Genomic DNA, 18,718 nt, shown 5'->3' with positions numbered 1-18,718 from the left:
CACGGTACGCCTGTCGCCTGGCCCGTCACCGGGCCACGCGCCGACCTGCCGACGTATCCGTTCCAACAGCGCTCGTACTGGCTGAACGCGCCCCGCGACACCGACGCGGCACCGGGACAGACCGCGACCGGGCATCCCCTGCTCGGCGCGGCCATCGACCTCGCGGGTGCGTCCGGACGGTGGTACGGCGGCAGCCTGGCGGCCGACCGGCCGTGGTATCTCGCCCAGCACCAGCTGCTCGGCACCCCGGTGATGCCCGCCACGGCGATGCTGGAGTGGGCCCTGGCGGCCACCCGTGAGACGGCAGCAGCCGATCCGGACACCGCTTGGCAGCTGGAGCAGGTCACGTTCAACGAGTTCCTGCCGATGCCCGACGGCGACCCGGTACGCGCCCAGGCCGTGGCCGAGCCCACCGGCGACGCGCACCGGATCCGGTGCTTCAGCCACAGCGGTGATCCGCGCACGGGGCAGTGGACGGAGCACGTCACCGTCGCGTCCGCGACGGCCGCCAAGGCGGCCGACCCCGGCCGGGTGTCGATCGAGGACCGGGCCTCCCGTCTCACCGAGGTGCCCACCGACACGCTGTACGAGCGGCTGTGGCGCGCCGGTGTCGAGTACGGTCCGGCCTTCCGTGGGCTCACCCGGCTGCTGCGGGAGGGTGACGAGGCGCTCGCGCACGTGTCGGTCGCCACCCGCGCGACGGACGCCTACACCCTGCATCCGGTGGTGCTGGACGCCTGTCTGCACATCGTCTCCGCCTTCGTCGGGACCGACGACAGGCTCTGGCTCCCGGCTGCGATCGACCGGGTCGCCGTCTTCGGGCGAGTGCCCGACCGGGTCTGGTGCAGCGCCCGCTGGCACGGCGAACTGCCCTCGGGCGCCTCCGCCCTCGACCTGGAGGTCCGCTCGGAGGACGGGGAACTGCTGGTCTCGCTGGAGGGACTGCAGTTCCGGGCGGTGCCGCGCTCGGCGCTCGTCCAGCTGGTAGCCGCCCGTCCGCGCCCCTACGAACTCGCCTGGTGCCCGGTCGAGTCGGCGCTGCCGTCGGGGCCGGCGGAGCGCCCGGCCGGTACATGGCTGGTGTACGGCGCGGATGCCGAGCAGTGCTGCGCCTGGCAGGAGGAGCTGGGGGCGGTCGTTGCCGTGGCCGACAGCCGGCTGGAAGGAACGGCCGACCCGCGGACGCGGTATGTCGACCTCCGGGACGAGGCCGACGTCGAGCGGCTGCTCGCCGACCTCGTGCCGGCCGGTGCCCGGCTGTCCGGCCTGATCCTGCACGGTGGCCCGGCGGTGGACGGTGACGGTTCCGAGGACGCTCTGCCGGACCGGGCCGTGGCCACCGCTCAAGGCCTCCTGCTGCTGCTCAAGCACGTCCTGCGTCGCCACGCCGCGGCCAAGCCCGAGATCCTGGTCTGTTCGACGGGGGCGGTCGCGCTACCGGAGGGCGGCGCGCCGGACCTGACGCAGTCGCCGCTGACGGCTGCCGCCAAAGCGGTGATCGCCGAGTACCCGGAGCTCAAGTGTGTGCAGATCGACGCCGATCCGGCCGCTCGGCGGCTGCGGCCGGCCGAGGTCCTCGCCCACGTCGCGGCGCTCCCGGGCTCGGGCCACCTCGCCGTCCGCGACGCCCGCTGGTACGAGGCTCGGCTGCGGCAGCACGCGCAGACCGCCTCCGACCACCGGCCGGTCCGGGTCCGGCCCGACGCCACGTACCTGGTGACCGGCGGCTTCGGCGGTCTGGGCCTGGCGACCGCCGGCTGGCTGGCCGACCAGGGAGCCCGAAGCCTGCTGCTGGTCGGCCGGACCCTGCCCGGCGCGGACCTTCCCGCCGTCACCGAGCTCCGGGCCAGGGGGGTGCGGGTCGAGCTGCGGGCGGCGGACGTGACCCGCAGTGCGGACGTCGCGGAACTGCTGGCTCGGACAGCCGGGTTGCCGCCCGTACGGGGCATCGTGCATGCGGCCGGTGTGACCTCGGACGCGCCGCTGGCCGAATTGGACGGGCCCGCGGTCGAGCGGGTGATGTCGCCGAAGGTGCACGGCGCCTGGCAGTTGCACCGGCAGACCGAGGGGCTGGAACTCGACTTCTTCGTCCTGTACTCCTCGCTCGTCTCGCTGGTCGGCTCCGCGGGACAGGCCGGCTACATCGCCGGCAACGCGTTCCTGGACGCCTTGGCGGAGTACCGGCGCCGCCGTGACCTGCCTGCTCTGAGCGTCAGTTGGGGGCCGTGGGCAGAGGTGGGCCTGGCCGTGCGGTCGGGGGTGCTCGACCAGCTCGCCGTCGCCGGGGTGACCGGCATGCCGGTGGCCGAGGCACTGGCGGCCTTCGGCAGGCTCTCCGCCGACTCGCCCGCGCACCTGGGGCTCGCCACCGTCGACTGGCGCCGCAACCGCGCCGCGACCGCCGGCCGGCCGTACACCCTGCTGGCGGACGTGGCGCCGCAGGACCTTCCGGAGAACGCGGCCGCCGGCTCGGAGCCGATCGACGAGCTGGCGCAGCTGGTGCTCCGTGACCGTGACCGGGCCAGGGGCCTCCTGCTCGACCAGCTGCTGGACCGGGTGGTCGGGTTGCTCGCGATGCCGGCCGCGGACCGGGAGCGGCTGCGGCCCGCTTTCGCGGCGACCGAACTCGGCACGCTGGGCTTGGACTCGCTGACCACGATCCGGCTGCGCAACAGGCTGGCGACCGACTTCGGAGCCGACGTCCCGCCGGACGTGCTGCTCGGCGGCGGCACGGCGGACGAGGTGGTGGACCTGATCTGCCGGCAGCTGGCCATCCGCGCCGTGCTCGCCCCGGACGAGGACGGGACCGACGCCGAGGACACCGAGGTGCTGACGCTGTGACCGCCGACCGGAGGACGTACGGCAGGACCGCGGCCGGCACACCGGCCCGCGGCACGACATCCGACGGCAGGACGACCGACAGGGAGGCGTTTCGGTGAACGCGCAGAGCGCGGACGTGGTGACGGAGCTGCTGGCCGACCTGGCCGCGGCAGGCGTGCGACTGAAGCTGATCGACGACGACCGGATCGAGGTGACCGCCCCGCGTGGGGCGCTGACGGCCGAGCTGCGCGGCCGGGTGGCCGCACAGAAGCCCGCGCTGATCGAGCGGCTGGCGGCCGGCCGCGAGAGTGCCGCCGAGCTCCCGCAGATCGTGCCCGACGAGGAGCGGCTGTACGAGCCGTTCGCGCCGACCGACCTCCAGCAGTCCTTCCTGATCGGCAGCCGCGAGGGCTTCGAGTACTACGTCCGGCCGCACCAGTACGTCGAGTTCGACTTCGACGACCTCGACCCGGACCGCTTCGTCGAGGCGCTGAACCGGGCGATCCGGCGCCAGCGGAAGAACCTGGTGGTCGCCAGGGAGGACATGCTCGTCCAGACGGTCCGCGATCCGGCCGACCTCGCCGTGACCGTCGTCGACCTGCGCGGCCTGGCCCCGGACGAGGCGGAGGCGCGGATGCTCCGGCTCCGCGCATCGATGCAGCGCGAGGAGCCACCGCACGACCGCTGGCCCTGGCTGGAGCCGCAGTTGTGCCGGTACGGCGGGAATCGCGCCCGGCTGCTCTACAACAACAACAACCTGTTCGCCGACGCGCCCAGCGGTACCGCCCTGGTCCGCGACGCCCTGCACTACTACCACCGGCCCGATGAACCGCTGCCGGAGCTGGAGATCAGCTTCCGCGACTGCGCCCTGGCGCTCGCCGAGCTGGAGGAGTCGCCGCTCGGCCAGGCGTCGAAGGCCTACTGGTGCGAGCGGATGGCCGACTGGCCCAGCGCTCCGGACCTTCCCCTGGTGGCGGGTTCCGAGCACCGTGGCCGCTCGATGCTCTCGCGCCGCGAACTGCTGCTGCCCGCGGAACTGTGGACCGCGCTGAAGCGCCGAGCCGAGGCGCACGGGCTGACCCTCACCAACGCACTGCTCGCCGCCCACGCGGAGGTGCTCGCGTACTGGAGCGGGTCCCGGCACTTCCTGCTGAACAACATGATCAGCCACCGGCCGTTGCCGCTGCACCCGCAGATGGCCGACGTGCTCGGCAACTTCGCCTCGCTCTACCCGCTGGAGGTGGACTGGCGGCACGACGAGCCGTTCGGCCGGCGCGCGCTGCGCCTCCAGCGGCAGGTCCTGGCCGACATGGCGCACACCTACTGGAGCGGCGCCAAGGTGCTGCAGACGCTGAACCAGGTCAAGCGCACCCCCGGCCGCGCGATCTGCCCGTTCGCCGTGGGCAGCGCGATGTTCGTCGGCCCAGTGGACCGGCCGCACTTCAGCATGCTGGAGACCCCGCAGACCCTCCTGGACACCGAGTTCTGGGAGCTCAACGACGGCCGGCTGTGGGTGGTGTGGGACGTCATCGAGGCGATGTTCCCCGAGGGCCTCATCGAGGACATGCTGGCCGGCTACCGGATGCTGCTCACCCGGCTGGCCGCGGGCGAGGAGGCCTGGGAGGCACGCGACTTCGATCTGCTGCCCGCCGGGCAACGGGCCCGGCGCGAGGAGCTGAACCGGGACGGCGCCGAGGTCCCCACCGGGCTGCTGCACGACTGCCTGCCCGCACGGGCGGCGCAGCTGGGGGACAAGCCGGCGGTGGCCACCTCGCAGGGCGAGCTCGGCTACGCGGAGCTCCACCGGCGGGCCGGGCGGGTGGCGGAGCTGTTGCGCCGGGCCGGGACCGGTCCGGGCGACCTGGTCGCGGTGGTCCTGCCGAAGGGCCCCGAGCAGGTGGTCGCCGTGTCGGGAGCGCTGACCGCGGGGGCCGCGTACGTGCCCATGGACCCGGCGTGGCCCTCCGAACGGATCGCCTTCCTGCTGTCCGACGCCGGGATCCGGGCCGTTCTCACCGCGGAGGCGCTCGCCGACCGGCCGGACGGCTTCGGCGGGCTGCCGCTCGTGCCGGTGGACGGCGCGGAGGCGCTCGGCGCGCCGGGGCCGTTCGAGCCGGCCGGCCGTGCGCCGGGCGACCTCGCCTACGTCATCTACACCTCCGGTTCCACCGGCGTGCCCAAGGGCGTGATGCTCGACCACCGGGGGCCGGCCAACACGATCGCCGACATCAACCGGCGGTTCGGGATCGGGCCCGAGGACGTCGTCCTCGGGGTCTCCTCGCTCTGTTTCGACCTGTCCGTCTACGACGTCTTCGGCACCCTGGCCGCGGGCGCCACCCTGGTGATGCCGACGGCCGCAGAGGCCGACCCGGCCGCGTGGCTGGAGTTGGTCGCGGCCCGCAGGGTGACGGTGTGGAACTCGGTTCCCGCCATCATGCAGCTGTTCGTGGAGGCGGCGCAGAGCGCGGGGGCGCGCTTCCCGTACCTGCGCACCGTGCTGCTGAGCGGCGACTGGATCCCGGTCACGCTCCCGGACGCGATCCGCGAGATCGCTCCCAACGCGCGGGTGATCAGCCTGGGCGGGGCGACGGAGGCGTCCATCTGGTCGGTCTTCCACCCCGTCGTGGCCGAGGACCGCGAGCGGCCGAGCATCCCGTACGGCCGTCCGCTGGCGAACCAGAGCTGGTACGTGCTCGACTCGACCGGCCGCCCCGCGCCGACCTGGGTGGCGGGCGACCTGTGCATCGGCGGCGTGGGCCTGGCCCTCGGCTACCTGGGCGACCAGGCGCGCACCGACGCCGCGTTCGTCACCCATCCGGACACCGGCGAGCGGCTCTACCGGACCGGAGACCGCGGACGCTACCTGCCGAGCGGCGACCTCGAATTCCTGGGCCGGGCCGACTTCCAGGTCAAGATCCAGGGCTTCCGGGTCGAGCCGGGTGAGGTCGAGCACGTCCTGCTCGACCATCCGGACGTCGCCCAGGCGGCCGTGGTGGCGCGGTCCTCGGGGTCGGGCAAGCAACTGGCGGCCTTCGTGGTCGGCACCGAGCGGCGGCCGGAGCCCGCCGGCATCCGCGCCTTCCTGACCGGGCGGCTGCCGGGGTACCTGGTGCCCAGCCACCTCACCGTGCTGGACCGGCTCCCGCTGACGGCCAACGGAAAGCTGGACCGGCGGGCCCTGGAGGAGCTGCGGCCCGAGGGCGGGGAGGGCGGCCACCGGCCCGCCGAGCCCACCACCCCCCTCCAGGCCGAGCTGGTGGCGATCTGGGAATCGGTCCTGGGCACCGCGCCGATCGGCGTCCACGACGACTTCTTCGATCTGGGCGGGCAGTCCTTCGCCGCGCTGCGGGTGATCGGACTGGTCACCGAGCGGCTGGGCCGCCGGGTCCCGCTCGGGGTGATGCTCGAACGCCGGACCGTGGCCGGGCTCGCCGAGTGGCTCGCCGCCGCAGAGCCCGACTGGTCGCCGCTGGTCCGGCTGCGCGTGCGGGGCACCGGGGAGCCCTGGTTCCTGGTGCACCCGGCGGGCGGGAACGTGGTCTGCTACCGGGCACTGGCCGAGGGCCTGGACCGGGACGCGTACGCCTTCCAGGCACCGGGCCCCGACACCGGCCGACAGCCGCTGGAGAAGGCCGAGGACCTGGCGGACCTCTATCTGTGGGCGCTGCTGGAGATCCAGCCGCACGGGCCGTACCGGGTGGGCGGCTGGTCCTCCGGCGCGGTCCTCGCCGCCGAGCTGGCCCGTCGGCTGGAGGCGCTGGGCGAGCGCGTGGAACGGCTCGTGGTGGTCGACGCCCCGGCGCCGGTGGCACCGCGGGAGGTCGGCGAGGGCGAGGTCCTGCGGTGGTTCCTGGAGGACCTCGACGTGGGCTTCGATCCCTCCCGGCTCGCACCGGCGGCCGCCGAGGCCCTGGCCGCGCTGCCCTGGGACGACCGGGTCGCCCGGGTGCACCAGCTGCTCGACGGCCATGGCGCGGGCCTGGACCTGCCTGCGGTGGATACGGCGCTGGCGGTGTTCCGGGGAGTCGTCCGTGCCTGCAACAACTACCGGGCGCCGCGGCTCGGCGCCGACATCACCGTGCTGCGCGCCCAGCGTGACGAGGTCAGCGAGTTCGCCGGCCACCCCTCGGCCGGTGCCGCCGACTGGGGCTGGTCCGCCGTCACCGACGGCGCCGTCGAGGCGGACGTCCTGCCCGGAACCCACCACACCCTGCTCGCCGACCCGCACACGCTCGCCCGGGTGGCGGACGCTCTCAATTCCCGATGACGCCGCGTGCGCCGGGCCGGGCGCACGTCTCACAGGAGGACCCGATGGCGCAGGACCAGAACCTGCTCTCCGATCTACACCAGCGTGGAATCAAGCTGCGGCTGTCCGACGGCCGCCTCCAGGTGCACGCCCCGCCCGGGGCGCTCACCGCCGACCTGCGTGAGCGGCTGAGACTCGGCCGCGACGAGCTGATCGCCCTGCTGCGGCGGACCGCCGACGACGAGAAGCCCGCCGAGGTCCTCCCGCAGCCCGCACAGCGCCACGAGCCCTTCCCCCTGACCGACATCCAGCACGCGTACTGGGTCGGCCGGGGATCGGCGGTGGAGCTCGGCGGGGTGTCCTCGCACTACTACTTCGAGCTGGAGCGCGAGGGGCTGGAGCTGCCCCGGCTGAACCAGGCCCTGCGCAAGGTCATCGCCCGGCACGACATGCTGCGCGCGGTCATCCGGCCCGACGGCCGCCAACAGGTGCTGGTCGAGGCGCCGCCGTACGAGATCCCGGTCGCCGATCTGCGTGAACTCCCGGCCGCACTGCGGGAGAAGGAGCTCGTCCGGATCCGCGGCGAGATGGACCACCAGGTGCTGCCCGGCAACCGGCGGCTGTTCGAGATCCGTGCCTCCCGGCTGGGCGACCTCCGGCTGCGGCTGCACATCAGCCTGGACGTGCTGATCCTGGACGGGCTCAGCCTCTACCTCCTGTTCCGTGAGTGGCGCCGGTTCTACGAGGACCCGGACTGGTCGCCCGAGCCGCTGGAGCTGACCTTCCGCGACTACGTGCTGCACGAGCAGGCCGCCCGGGCCGGAGCCCGCTACCAGCAGGACGAGGAGTACTGGCTCGGCCGCCTCGACGAGCTGCCCGCCGCCCCGGCGCTGCCGCTCGCCCGCCAGCCCGCCCAGCTGGACCGGACCCGGTTCACCCGGCGCCAGGCCCGGCTGACGCCGCAACGCTGGACCTCCCTGCGGGAGGCCGCTCAGCAGCGCGGTCTGACCGCTTCGGCGGTGCTCATGACCGCCTTCGCGGAGGCACTGCGGCTGTGGTCGCCGCAGCCGAGCTTCACGCTCAACCTGACGCTGTTCAACCGCCCTTCGGTGCACCCGCAGATCAACGACGTGGTCGGCGACTTCACCTCGGTGGTGCTGCTGGCCGTCCAGGCCGACCCGGCCGAGGCGTTCGCGGTCCGGGCGGCCCGGGTGCAGCAGCAACTGCTGCGCGATCTGGAGCACCTGTCCTACGGCGGTGTCCGGGTGCTGCGCGAACGCGCCCGGCGGCTCGGCAACGCACCGGGCGCCGCGATGCCGATCGTGTTCACCAGCGCGCTGGCGCTCGGCTCGGGCGGCCAGGACCCCTTCGACGGCATCCGCTTCTTCGGCGAGGAGGTCTACGGGATCACCCAGACCCCCCAGGTCTGGCTCGACCACCAGGCCGCGGAGGAGGCCGGCGGCCTGGTGTTCAACTGGGACGCGGTGGAGGAACTGTTCCCGGCGGGGCTGCTGGACGACATGTTCGACGTCTACCAGGGCGTGCTGGACCGGCTCAGCGGTGACCCGGCGGGCTGGGACCGCACCGGATCGCAGGCCACTCTGCCGGCCTGGCAGGCCGCCGAGCGCGGCGAGGCCAATGCCACCGCGGCGGACATCGCCCCGCGCACGCTCTGCGGGCTGATCGAGGAACAGGCCGCACGCACCCCGGACGCGCCCGCCGTGCTGGCCGCAGACGGCCAGGTTACCTACCGTCAGGTCGTGGTGGATGCCCGGCGACTGGCCCGCCGCCTGCGGGCGCTGGGCGCCGAGCCGAACACCCTGGTGGGCGTGGTCGTCGACAAGTCCTGGCAGCAGGTGCCCGCCGTGCTCGGGGTGAACCTGGCCGGGGCCGCGTATCTGCCGGTCGACCCCAACTGGCCCGAGCACCGCCGTAACGAGCTGTTCGAGCAGGGCCGGGTCACCACCGTCGTCACCACCCCGGAACTGCGCGGGAAGCTGTCCTGGCCCGCCGGCATCGACCTGGTCACTTTCGCCGACTCCGAGGTGCGCGAGGCCGAGTCCGGCCCGCTGCCGACCGGGCCCGCTCCCGACGACCTGGCCTACGTGATCTTCACCTCGGGCTCGACCGGCCGCCCCAAGGGCGTCATGATCGATCACCGGGGCGCCGCCAACACCGTCCAGGACATCAACAGCCGCTTCGCGATCGGCCCGGACGACCGCGTGCTCGCGCTCTCCGCGCTCAGCTTCGACCTGTCGGTGTACGACGTCTTCGGCACGCTGGCCGCCGGCGCCGCCGTGGTCCTGCCGGCTCCGGACGACGTCCACAACCCCAGGCACTGGGCCGAATTGGTCGACCGCCACCGTGTCACCGTGTGGAACTCCGTCCCGGCCCTGATGCAGGCGGCAGTCGACGCGCGGACCCCGGCCGCCCCTGCCGCCGACTCGCCGCTGCGGCTGGTCCTGCTCAGCGGTGACTGGATCCCGGTGACCCTGCCCGACGCGGTGCGGGCCGCCCACCCCCGGGCGCAGGTCATCAGCCTCGGCGGCGCCACCGAGGCCTCCATCTGGTCGGTCGCCTACCCGATCGGGGAGGTCCCGGCCGCCTGGAGCCGGATCCCCTACGGCAAGCCGCTGGCCAACCAGTCCCTGCACGTCTACGACGACCGGCTCGAACCCTGCCCGGTGTGGACCGCGGGCGAGCTCTACATCGGCGGCGCCGGAGTGGCCCTCGGCTACTGGGCCGACCCCGAGCGGACCGCCGAACGGTTCGTCCGGCATCCCGTCACCGGCGATCGGCTCTACCGCACCGGCGACCTCGGCCGCTACCTTCCCGGCGGTGACATCGAGTTCCTCGGCCGCCAGGACTCCCAGGTCAAACTCAACGGCTACCGGATCGAGCTGGGCGAGATCGCGGCGGCGCTGCGCCGGCAGCCCGGCGTGGCCGAGGCGGTCGTCGGCGTGGACACCAACCCGGCCACCGGCCGCCGCGCCCTGGTCGCCCACATCGTCCCCGAGCGCGCCGATGCCGGCGCCGACGCGGACGAGGCCGGGTGGCAGCCGGCCGTCGCGGCCGCCGGGGCGGAACTGGGCGCCGGGCTGGCCGAACTCGCGGAGGACATCGACCGCTATCGCGTGGTCTGGCGGATCCTCGAACGCCTCTGCCTGCCGCTGATGGCCCGCAACCTCGGCCGGCTGGGCTGTTTCCAGAAGCCGGGGGAGAGCGTCACCGCCGCCGAGGTCGCCGAACGCGGCGGCGTCAAACCGCACTACCGGGGCCTGATCGGCCACTGGCTGGCGGCCCTGGCCGCCGCCGGCACGGTGGAGCCGACCGGCCGGGCGGGCGAGTACCGCTGTCCGGGCACCGTCGACACCTCGGAGCTGGACGCGGTCGTCGCCGACGGCCTCGCCGAGGCTCGGGCGGCGGGCGGCCAGCCCGCGCTGGTGGAGTACTTCGCCGAGTGCTCGTCCCGTCAACTCGGCCTGCTGCGCGGCGAGGTCAGCCCGCTGCAACTGCTGCTGCCGGGCGGCGACTCGCGGGTGACCGACGCCCTGTACGCCACCAACCCCGTCTCGCGGCTGCAGAACCGCATCACCGCGCAGGCGGTGCGCCGGGCGGTGGACGGTGCCGGTCCCGGCCGGAAGGCGCGGGTCCTGGAGATCGGCGCGGGCACCGGGTCGACGTCCGGCGAGGTGCTGGCCGCACTGCCGGCGGACCGGGTCGAGTACCGGTTCACCGACGTGTCCCGCTACTTCACCGACCGCGCCAAGTCCCGTTTCGAGGCCTACCCGTTCATCACCTACGGCACCCTGGACATCGACCGCGAGCCCGCGGGGCAGGGCTTCCCGCCCGGCAGCGCCGACGTGGTGGTGGCCGCCAACGTGCTGCACGACGCCAAGGACCTGGACCCCACCCTCGAACGGCTGCGCCGGGTGCTCGCCCCCGGAGGACTGCTCGTGGCCATCGAGGGCACCGTCAACTCGGTGATCCAGCTGGTGACCGTCAGCTTCATCGAGGGGCTGTCCCAGGAGACCAGCGATGAGCGGACGGCCCTGCTGACCGTGCCGCAGTGGCGGGAGCGGGCCGAGCGCGCCGGGTTCGTCCGGTTCGCCTCCGTCCCCGAGGGCGAGGCGGCGGTGGACGTCCACGTCCAGCACGTCCTGCTCGCCCAGGCACCGGACGGCGGCCGGGGCCTCGACCTCGCCGGACTGCGTCCGGCCCTGGAGCGGGTCCTGCCGGAGTACATGGTGCCGCGACACTTCCTGACCGTCGACCGGCTGCCGCTGAGCGCCAACGGCAAGGTGGACCGGTCCGCGCTGCCCAGTCCGTGGGAGGACCTGGCGGCGGACGAACGCCTCGCCCCGCGGGACGAGTGGGAGCAGCGGCTGTTCGCGGTCTGGCAGGACGCCCTCAAGCGCGACGACTTCGGTGTCGAGGACAACTTCTTCGAGCTGGGCGGTGACTCGCTGCACGCCGTCGCGATCCTCGGTCGGCTCCGTGACGACTTCGGGCTGGGCCAGGAGGCGGAGGAGGGCCTGGAGCTGCTCTTCGACCACCCCACCATCGCGGAACTCGCCGAACTCCTGCGCGACCGGTCGGAGGGCTGAGCCCAGTGACCGGAGCACCAACGGGCGGCTGGGACGACATCGTCGTGGGGGCGGGCGCGGCGGGCGCGGCACTGGCCGCGCGGCTGTCCGAACGGCCCGACCGCCGCGTGCTGCTCATCGAGGCCGGCCCCGAGTCGGGGCCGGCCGCCGGCGGGGCGAGCGCCCTCGGCACGGCCGTCCTGAGCGGCCTCAACTGGGAGCTGGCGGCCGAGTCCGCCGGGCGTACCTTCCCGTACCCCCTCGGGAAGGTGCTCGGCGGCTCGTCCGCCGTCAACGGCGCGATCGCGCTGCGCGGCCTGCCCGACGACTTCGACCGGTGGGCCGCCGACGGCAACCCGGAGTGGGCCTGGGACCAGGTCCTGCCGTACTTCGTGCGGCTGGAAACCGACGCCGACCTCAAGGCGGACGGGCACGGCGGGAGCGGGCCGATCCCGGTCGAGCGGGTCCCGGTCACGGACTGGGACCCGACCGCCCTCGCCTTCCGGCGAGGCTGCCGGGACCTCGGCCTGCCGGACCTGGAGGATCTCAACGGCCCCGGGACCGGTGTCGGTCCGGTGCCCAGCAACGCGTCCGGCGGGCGGCGGATCTCGACGGCCGAGGCCTACCTGCTCCCGGCTCGCGAGCGGCCCAACCTGACCGTGTGGCCGAACGCCCCGGTCACCCGGGTGCTGTTCGCCGGCACCCGCGCCCTCGGCGTCGAGCTGGTCCGCGACGGGCGGACCGAGCGGGTGCACGCCGACCGGATCACGCTGGCCGCCGGCGGCATCCACACCCCGGTGCTGCTGCAGCGCTCCGGCGTCGGGCCGGCGGAGCGGCTCGCCGAGCTCGGCATCGCGCCGGTGGCCGACCTGCGCGGCGTCGGCCAGAACCTCGCCGACCACGCCGTGGTGACGGTCTGGGGGATCCCCGGGCCCGGAGTGTGCCGCTCCGGCGCTCCCTGGCACCAGGTGATGGCCCGGACCGAGGACGGCCTCGGCCTGTTCCTCGCGAGCAACATGACCGAGGTGGCCGTCCCGGTCATCTCCGGCGTGCTGCGCGGCCGCTTCGGCGTCGCCCTGTCGACGATGCTGCTCGACCCGGTCTCCCGGGGGCGGGTCGAGCTGCGGGGCGCCGATCCCGCCCTGCCGCCCGCGATCACGCTGAACCTCGCGTCCCGGACGGAGGACGTCGAACGGCTGATGCGCGGCACCCGGATGGTCTGGTCCGTGCTGCGCTCCTCGCCGCTGCGCGAGCTGATCGCGCGCGTCCTGCTGTGGACCGACCGGATGGTCGGCGACGACACCCGGCTGCGCGAGGCGGTCGGCAAGTTCACCGCGCCGATGTGCCACCCGGCCGGCACCGCCCGCATGGGCCCGGCCGGGGACCCACTGGCGGTGGTCGACCAGCGCGGACGGGTCCACGGACTCGAGAACCTGCTGGTCTGCGACGCCTCCGTGATGCCCACGATCCCCAGCGCCCCGACCAACCTCAGCTGCATCATGCTCGCCGAACGGTTCGCCGGATGGATGGCCTGACCAGACGGAGGGGCGACACCGCTCCCGAACACGCCCGCCAGGAGGACACCTTGACCGAGAACGACCACGGGACGCGGGAGCTCGCCGACGGCGGATTCCCACTGACCGAGATCCAGGCCGCCTACATGGTCGGCAAGAGCCGTCTGATCGAACTCGGCGGCCGCCAGCAGTACTACCTCGAACTCGACTCGGTCGGCCTGGACCCGCAGCGGGCCGAGGAGGCCATGAACCGACTGATCCTCCGGCACGATCACCTGCGGACGGTGATGGGCGAGGACGGCTTCCAGCGGACGGTACCGGCCGACCGGACCCCGAGGGTGCGGATCACCGTCGACGACCTCACGGGCCTCGACCGGCAGATCCAGGAGGAGGCCCTGCGCCGTACCCGTGACCGGATGTGCGACGAGGGGCTCGACCCGGCCGGCTGGCCGCTGTTCGAGGTGACGGTCAGCCGGACCCGGCGCCACCGCGCAAGGCTGCACCTGCGGGCCAGCCTCCTGCTGCTCGACGCGCCGAGCATCCGCACGGTGGTCGGCGAGTGGTGGGAGCTCTACCGCGATCCGGCCGCCCAGCTGCCGCCGGTGACCACCACCTTCCGCGACTGGCGCGAGGCCCTGCTCGCCCACGAGAACAGCCCGGCCTACGAGAAGCAGTGGACGTACTGGGAGGAGCGGCTGGACTCGCTGCCCGAGGCGCCCCAACTCCCGCTCGCCCGGCAGCCCCAGAGCATCGGGGAGGTCCGCTTCACGGGGCGCACCAGCTACCTGACCGGCGAGGAGTGGCAGCGCTTCTGCGAGAACTTCCGCAAGCACCGAGTGCTGCCGACCACCGCGCTGATCCACGTGTACGCGGAGACCCTGGGCGCCTGGACGGCCTCCCCGAACTTCTGCCTCAACGTCGTCCACCTCAACCAGGCCGCCAGCCACTCCGGGCAGGAGGTCGTGGTGGGCCAGCGGACCGCGACCCTGCCCCTGGAGGTCGATCTGACGGCCGGGGGTGGCTTCTGGGAGCGGGCCCAACGGCTCCAGCGCCGGCTGTGGAGCGACATGGCCAACAGCGATGTGACGGCGGTGCGGATCAGCCGTGAGCTGGCGGCGCGCCGGGGCTGGACCCAGCGCGCCACGCTGCCGTACGTGTTCACCAGCAATCAGGGGCCCGGCTGGGAGAGCATGGCGGCGTACGACCGGCCCAGGTTCCGCTTCCTGGAACGCGTCCAGCACACTCCGCAGGTCCTGCTCGACGACCAGGTCCGGGACATGCCGGACGGCGGCATCGGCTCCAACCTGGACTTCGTCGACTTGGCCTTCCCGCCCGGGCTGCCCGAGCTGATGGTCGAGGCCTACGACGGCATGCTCAAGCGGCTCGCCGCGGCGGACGGCGCCGAGGTCGAGCCCGATCCGGTGCCCGCCCGGCACCGGGCCCTGATCGACGCCGTCAACGACACCGCCGCGCCGGAGCCCGAGGGCCGGCTGGAAGACGGCTTCCTGCGCCAGGCGGCCGAGCGGGCCGCCGAGCCGGCCGTGGTGACCTCCGGGCGGACCCTCAGCTACCAGGAGCTGGAGCAGCGCTCGCGGGCCGTGGCACGGTGGCTGATCGCCCGGGGCGTCGGCCGCGAGACCGTCGTGCCGGTGGTGATGAGCAAGGGGTGGGAACAGATCGTCGCCGTCCTCGGCGTGCTGCGCTCCGGCGCCGCGTACTGCCCGATCGACGCCGCCACCCCCGCCCTGCCGATGCGCGAGATGCTGGTGGAGTGCGCCGGCCCGGTGATGCTCACCCAGTCGCACGCCCGGCCCCGGCACGAGGGACTGCCCGAGCTGACGACCCTCGAAGTGGACGGTGTCGAGCCGGACACCGAGCCGCTGCCGCCCGTGGCGGCGGACCCGGACGACCTCGCGTACGTCATCTACACCTCCGGGTCCACCGGCAAGGCCAAGGGCGTGATGATCGAGCACCGGGCGGCGCTCAACACCGTGCTCGACCTGAACCGGCGCATCGGGCTGGACCCGGCGGACCGGGTCTTCGGCATCTCGTCGATGAGTTTCGACCTGTCGGTGTGGGACGTCTTCGGCACGCTCGCCGCCGGCGCCCGGCTGGTCGTTCCCGACGCGACCTCGCGCCCGGACCCGTTCGCCTGGATGGCGGCGGCCGCCGAGCACGGCGTCACCGTCTGGAACTCCGTGCCGGCCCTCACCGAGATGATCACCGAGATCGCCGAGCAGCGACCGGAGATCGGACGGCCGCCGATCCGCGCCTTCCTGCTCAGCGGCGACTGGATCCCGACCACGCTGCCCGAGCGGATGCGCGTCCTGTGGAACGGCGTACGGATCATGGCCATGGGCGGCGCGACGGAGGCCGCCGTCTGGTCGAACCTGTTCGAGGTCGGGGAGGTCGACCCCGAGTGGCCCAGCATCCCCTACGGCCGTCCGCTGACCAACCAGACCATGCGGGTGCTGGACCACCGGCTGGGCATCCGTCAGCCGTGGGCCGTCGGCCGGATCTACATCGGCGGCGTCGGCCTCGCCCGGGGCTACCGCAACGACCCGGAGCGCACGGCGGAGCGCTTCGTCCGGCACCCCGAGACCGGGGAGCGGCTGTACTGGACCGGCGACCTCGGGCGGTACTGGCCGGACGGGACGATCGAATTCCTCGGCCGGGAGGACCGTCAGGTCAAGATCCTCGGTTTCCGGGTGGAGCCCGGCGCGGTGGAGACCGCCACCCGTAGCCACCCCGCGGTCCGCGAGTGCGTGGTCTGCGTCGACGACGCGCCCGGCGGTCAGCGTCGGCTGCTGCTCCTGGTCGTGCCCGAGCCGGGCGAGCGGCCCGACGGACGGGAGATCGCCGCACACCTGCGGACCCTGCTGCCGCACTACATGGTTCCCGCCCACATCCAGATCGTCGACCGGCTGCCGCTGACGCCCAACGGCAAGGTCGACGTCCGGAGGGCGCGGGCGCTGGTCTCCGCCGGAGAGGGCCCGGCGGTCGAGGGCGCGGACGCGGGCCCGCTGGCCCGGAGGCTCGCCGGGATCTGGGAGGAGCTGCTGGAGGTGCCCGCGGTCGACGTGGACGACAACTTCTTCGCGCTCGGCGGCAACTCCCTGCTGGCCCTGCGGATGGTCAACCGGATCCGCGCCGAGGAGGGCGCCGATCTCCCGCTCGGCCAGCTCTTCGAGGCCCCGACGGTCCGCCAGCTCGCCGCCGCGATCGCCGAGGGTGCCGGGGCCGCAGGCTCCTGCCACGTGGAGCTCGCCGACGGTGAGGGCGAGGAGCTGTTCCTGTTCCACGTCCTCGGCGGTTCGGTGGCGCCGTACCTCTCGATGGCCGCCGTCTGGCCCGGACCGGTGCGCGGCTTCCAGAGCCGGGGGCTGGTCGAGGTGGCCCCCGAACTGCCGGCGGACCTGGAGACCTTGGCGAAGGAGTACCGCGAGGAGATCCAGCGCTACCGGCCTGAGGGGCCGTACGTGCTCGGCGGCTGGTCCATGGGCGGCTTCCTCGCCTACGAGGTGGCCCGCCAGTTGGGTGAGCAGGGGCAGAAGGCGTACGTCCTGATGATCGACACCGACATCCCGGACATCGAGCTGCCGGACACCGAGGTGGGACGGCACATCGCCTTCATGGTCAATCTGAACCTCGGGCCCGCGCCGCAGGCCGCGATCGAGGCGATCGGCAACGCCGCCCCCGACCGGATCGCCGAGGCCGGCCGGGACACCGCCGTCGCCCACGGGCTGCTGCCCGCCGAGGTCGACGTCACCGGCTACCTGCGGCTGATGCGCATCCACGAGAACGACCTGCGGCTGGTGTCCGGATGGCAGCCGGCCCCGCTCGACCAGCCCGCGTTCCTGCTCGTCGGCGACGAGGAGCTGGACCGGCCCGACCCGGTCGCGTACTGGCGGAAGGTCTGCCCCGGCCTGGAGGTCGAGACCGCGCCGGGGGACCACTTCACCATCGGCACCGGGGACCGGCTCGGCGACATCGCCGTGCGCGGTGCCAAGTGGCTGGAGGGCCGGATGCGCGCCGAGGGCTGAGCCCCTCCCGCCGGGGCCGTCGCTGCCGACGGCCCCGGCGGACAGCAATCCGGGAGAAGCCTCGGGGCCCGGTCGTCACTACGCTTCCGGTGTGCTCCGGGCGGCCGGGCGAGGGCGGCGACCGCCCTGCTCCGGCGTGGCTCTGCCGGAGCAGCGTGTGGGATCCGCAGCAATCGCTTCAGACCCGAGGAGACACTCCGTGACCAGTGATCCCGCCGAGTCCACCACGGTGGCTCAGCAGAACCCCGAGGCCGAGCAGCTGTACTTCCAGCTCATGGTCGCCCCGCCCGAGGACCCGTTCCCCGTCTACCGCCGGCTGCGGGAGACCGCCCCGGCCCTGCTCACCAGCGACGGCAGCGCGCTGGTGCTCAGCAGACACCAGGACTGCGACGCCGCCCTGCGCCACCGTTCCTTCGGCAAGGGCGACGAGTGGCTCCGGCTGCACGTCAAGGACATCCCCGAGCAGGAGCTCCGCCCGGTGATGGAGCGCATGCAGCGCTCGATGATCCTCACCAACCCGCCGGACCACACCCGCCTTCGCCGCGTGGTGAGTTCCGCGTTCACGGCCCGCCACGTGGAGGCGCTCAGCCCCAGCATCCTGCGCTGGACCGACGAACTGCTCGACCGGCTGGCGGCTGAGCCGGGCGGTGACTTCATGACGACCTTCGCCATGCCGCTGCCGGTCAACGTGATCTCCGATCTGCTCGGCATCCCCGAGGAGGACCGCGCCGGCATCGCGCCCGCCATCCACGACATGGGCCTGCTGATCGAACCCGCCGCCGGCCCCGAGGAGATCGTGATCGGCGCGCGGGCCGAGAACTCGCTCGCCGGGTACTTCGCCGAGCTGCTCGCCGCCAAGCGCAAGAACCCGGGCGACGACATGCTCAGCCGCCTGACCGTCTCGGAGGGGGAGAACCTCGACGAGACCGAGGCCATCGCGACCGCGATCCTGCTCTTCGCGGGCGGGAACAAGCCCACTGCCAACATGCTCGGCAACGGCCTGAACGCCCTGCTCAACACCCCCGGCGAGCTGGAGCGGCTGCGGGCCGACCGCAGCCTGATCCGCTCCGCGGTCGAGGAGATGCTGCGCTACGACGCCCCGGCGCACGTGGACGTCATCAGCGTGCTGGAGCCGGTCACCTTCCTCGGGTTCGAGCTGACGCCGGGTCAGACCGTCATCAGCATGCTCGGGTCGGCCAACCGCGATCCGGAGGCGTTCGCCGACCCGGACACCTTCGACGTGGGCCGGCGCGAGAACCCGCACCTGTCGTTCGCGGCCGGTCTGCACTACTGCCTCGGCGGCCCGCTCGCCCGGCTGGAGGGCGAGATCTTCCTCCACCGGCTGCTCGACCGCTTCGGCAAGGTCGCCGTCGGCGAGCCCAAGCGCAACCCGGGCCTCGGGCACCACGGCTTCGAGAGCCTGCCCGTCACCCTGCGCGCCTGATCCGGCGCCGGGTTCCGGTGCAGCGTGAAGGGGGGCCCCGGGGTCCCCGCCGGGGGGGCCCTTTC

General features: G+C 73.6%; 6 protein-coding genes. All 6 read left to right on the top strand.

The annotated features are described in order from the left end of the window. The coding region (locus ACFQ87_RS26445) for a type I polyketide synthase (protein WP_380613304.1) at nucleotides 1–2,841 on the top strand (2,841 nt) is incomplete at its 5' end. A 94-nt stretch (nucleotides 2,842–2,935) separates the two neighbouring features. After that, complete coding sequence (locus ACFQ87_RS26440; protein ID WP_380613303.1) at nucleotides 2,936–7,087, top strand: amino acid adenylation domain-containing protein; 4,152 nt, start codon at nucleotides 2,936–2,938, stop codon at nucleotides 7,085–7,087. A 44-nt stretch (nucleotides 7,088–7,131) separates the two neighbouring features. After that, nucleotides 7,132–11,673 carry an amino acid adenylation domain-containing protein gene (locus ACFQ87_RS26435; RefSeq protein ID WP_380613302.1) on the top strand — a complete coding sequence of 1,514 codons (4,542 nt, stop codon included), beginning with the start codon at nucleotides 7,132–7,134 and terminating at the stop codon, nucleotides 11,671–11,673. 5 nt (nucleotides 11,674–11,678) lie between these two features. Then, entirely contained in the window at nucleotides 11,679–13,187 is a 1,509-nt protein-coding gene (locus ACFQ87_RS26430) for a GMC family oxidoreductase (protein ID WP_380613301.1), read from the top strand. 50 nt (nucleotides 13,188–13,237) lie between these two features. After that, the gene (locus tag ACFQ87_RS26425) at nucleotides 13,238–17,209 is read left to right on the top strand and encodes an amino acid adenylation domain-containing protein (protein ID WP_380613300.1); all 3,972 of its coding nucleotides are present in this window, start codon (nucleotides 13,238–13,240) and stop codon (nucleotides 17,207–17,209) included. A 199-nt stretch (nucleotides 17,210–17,408) separates the two neighbouring features. Further along, nucleotides 17,409–18,653, top strand: coding sequence for a cytochrome P450 (locus ACFQ87_RS26420; RefSeq protein ID WP_380613299.1), 1,245 nt, complete (start codon nucleotides 17,409–17,411; stop codon nucleotides 18,651–18,653). Nucleotides 18,654–18,718: the final 65 nt, after the last annotated feature.

The organism is Kitasatospora sp. NPDC056531 (genome assembly GCF_042794375.1).
Lineage (GTDB): Bacteria > Actinomycetota > Actinomycetes > Streptomycetales > Streptomycetaceae > Kitasatospora.
The sequence above is the reverse complement of the archived record's forward strand: the minus strand, read 5'-3'. Positions and strand labels throughout refer to the sequence as shown.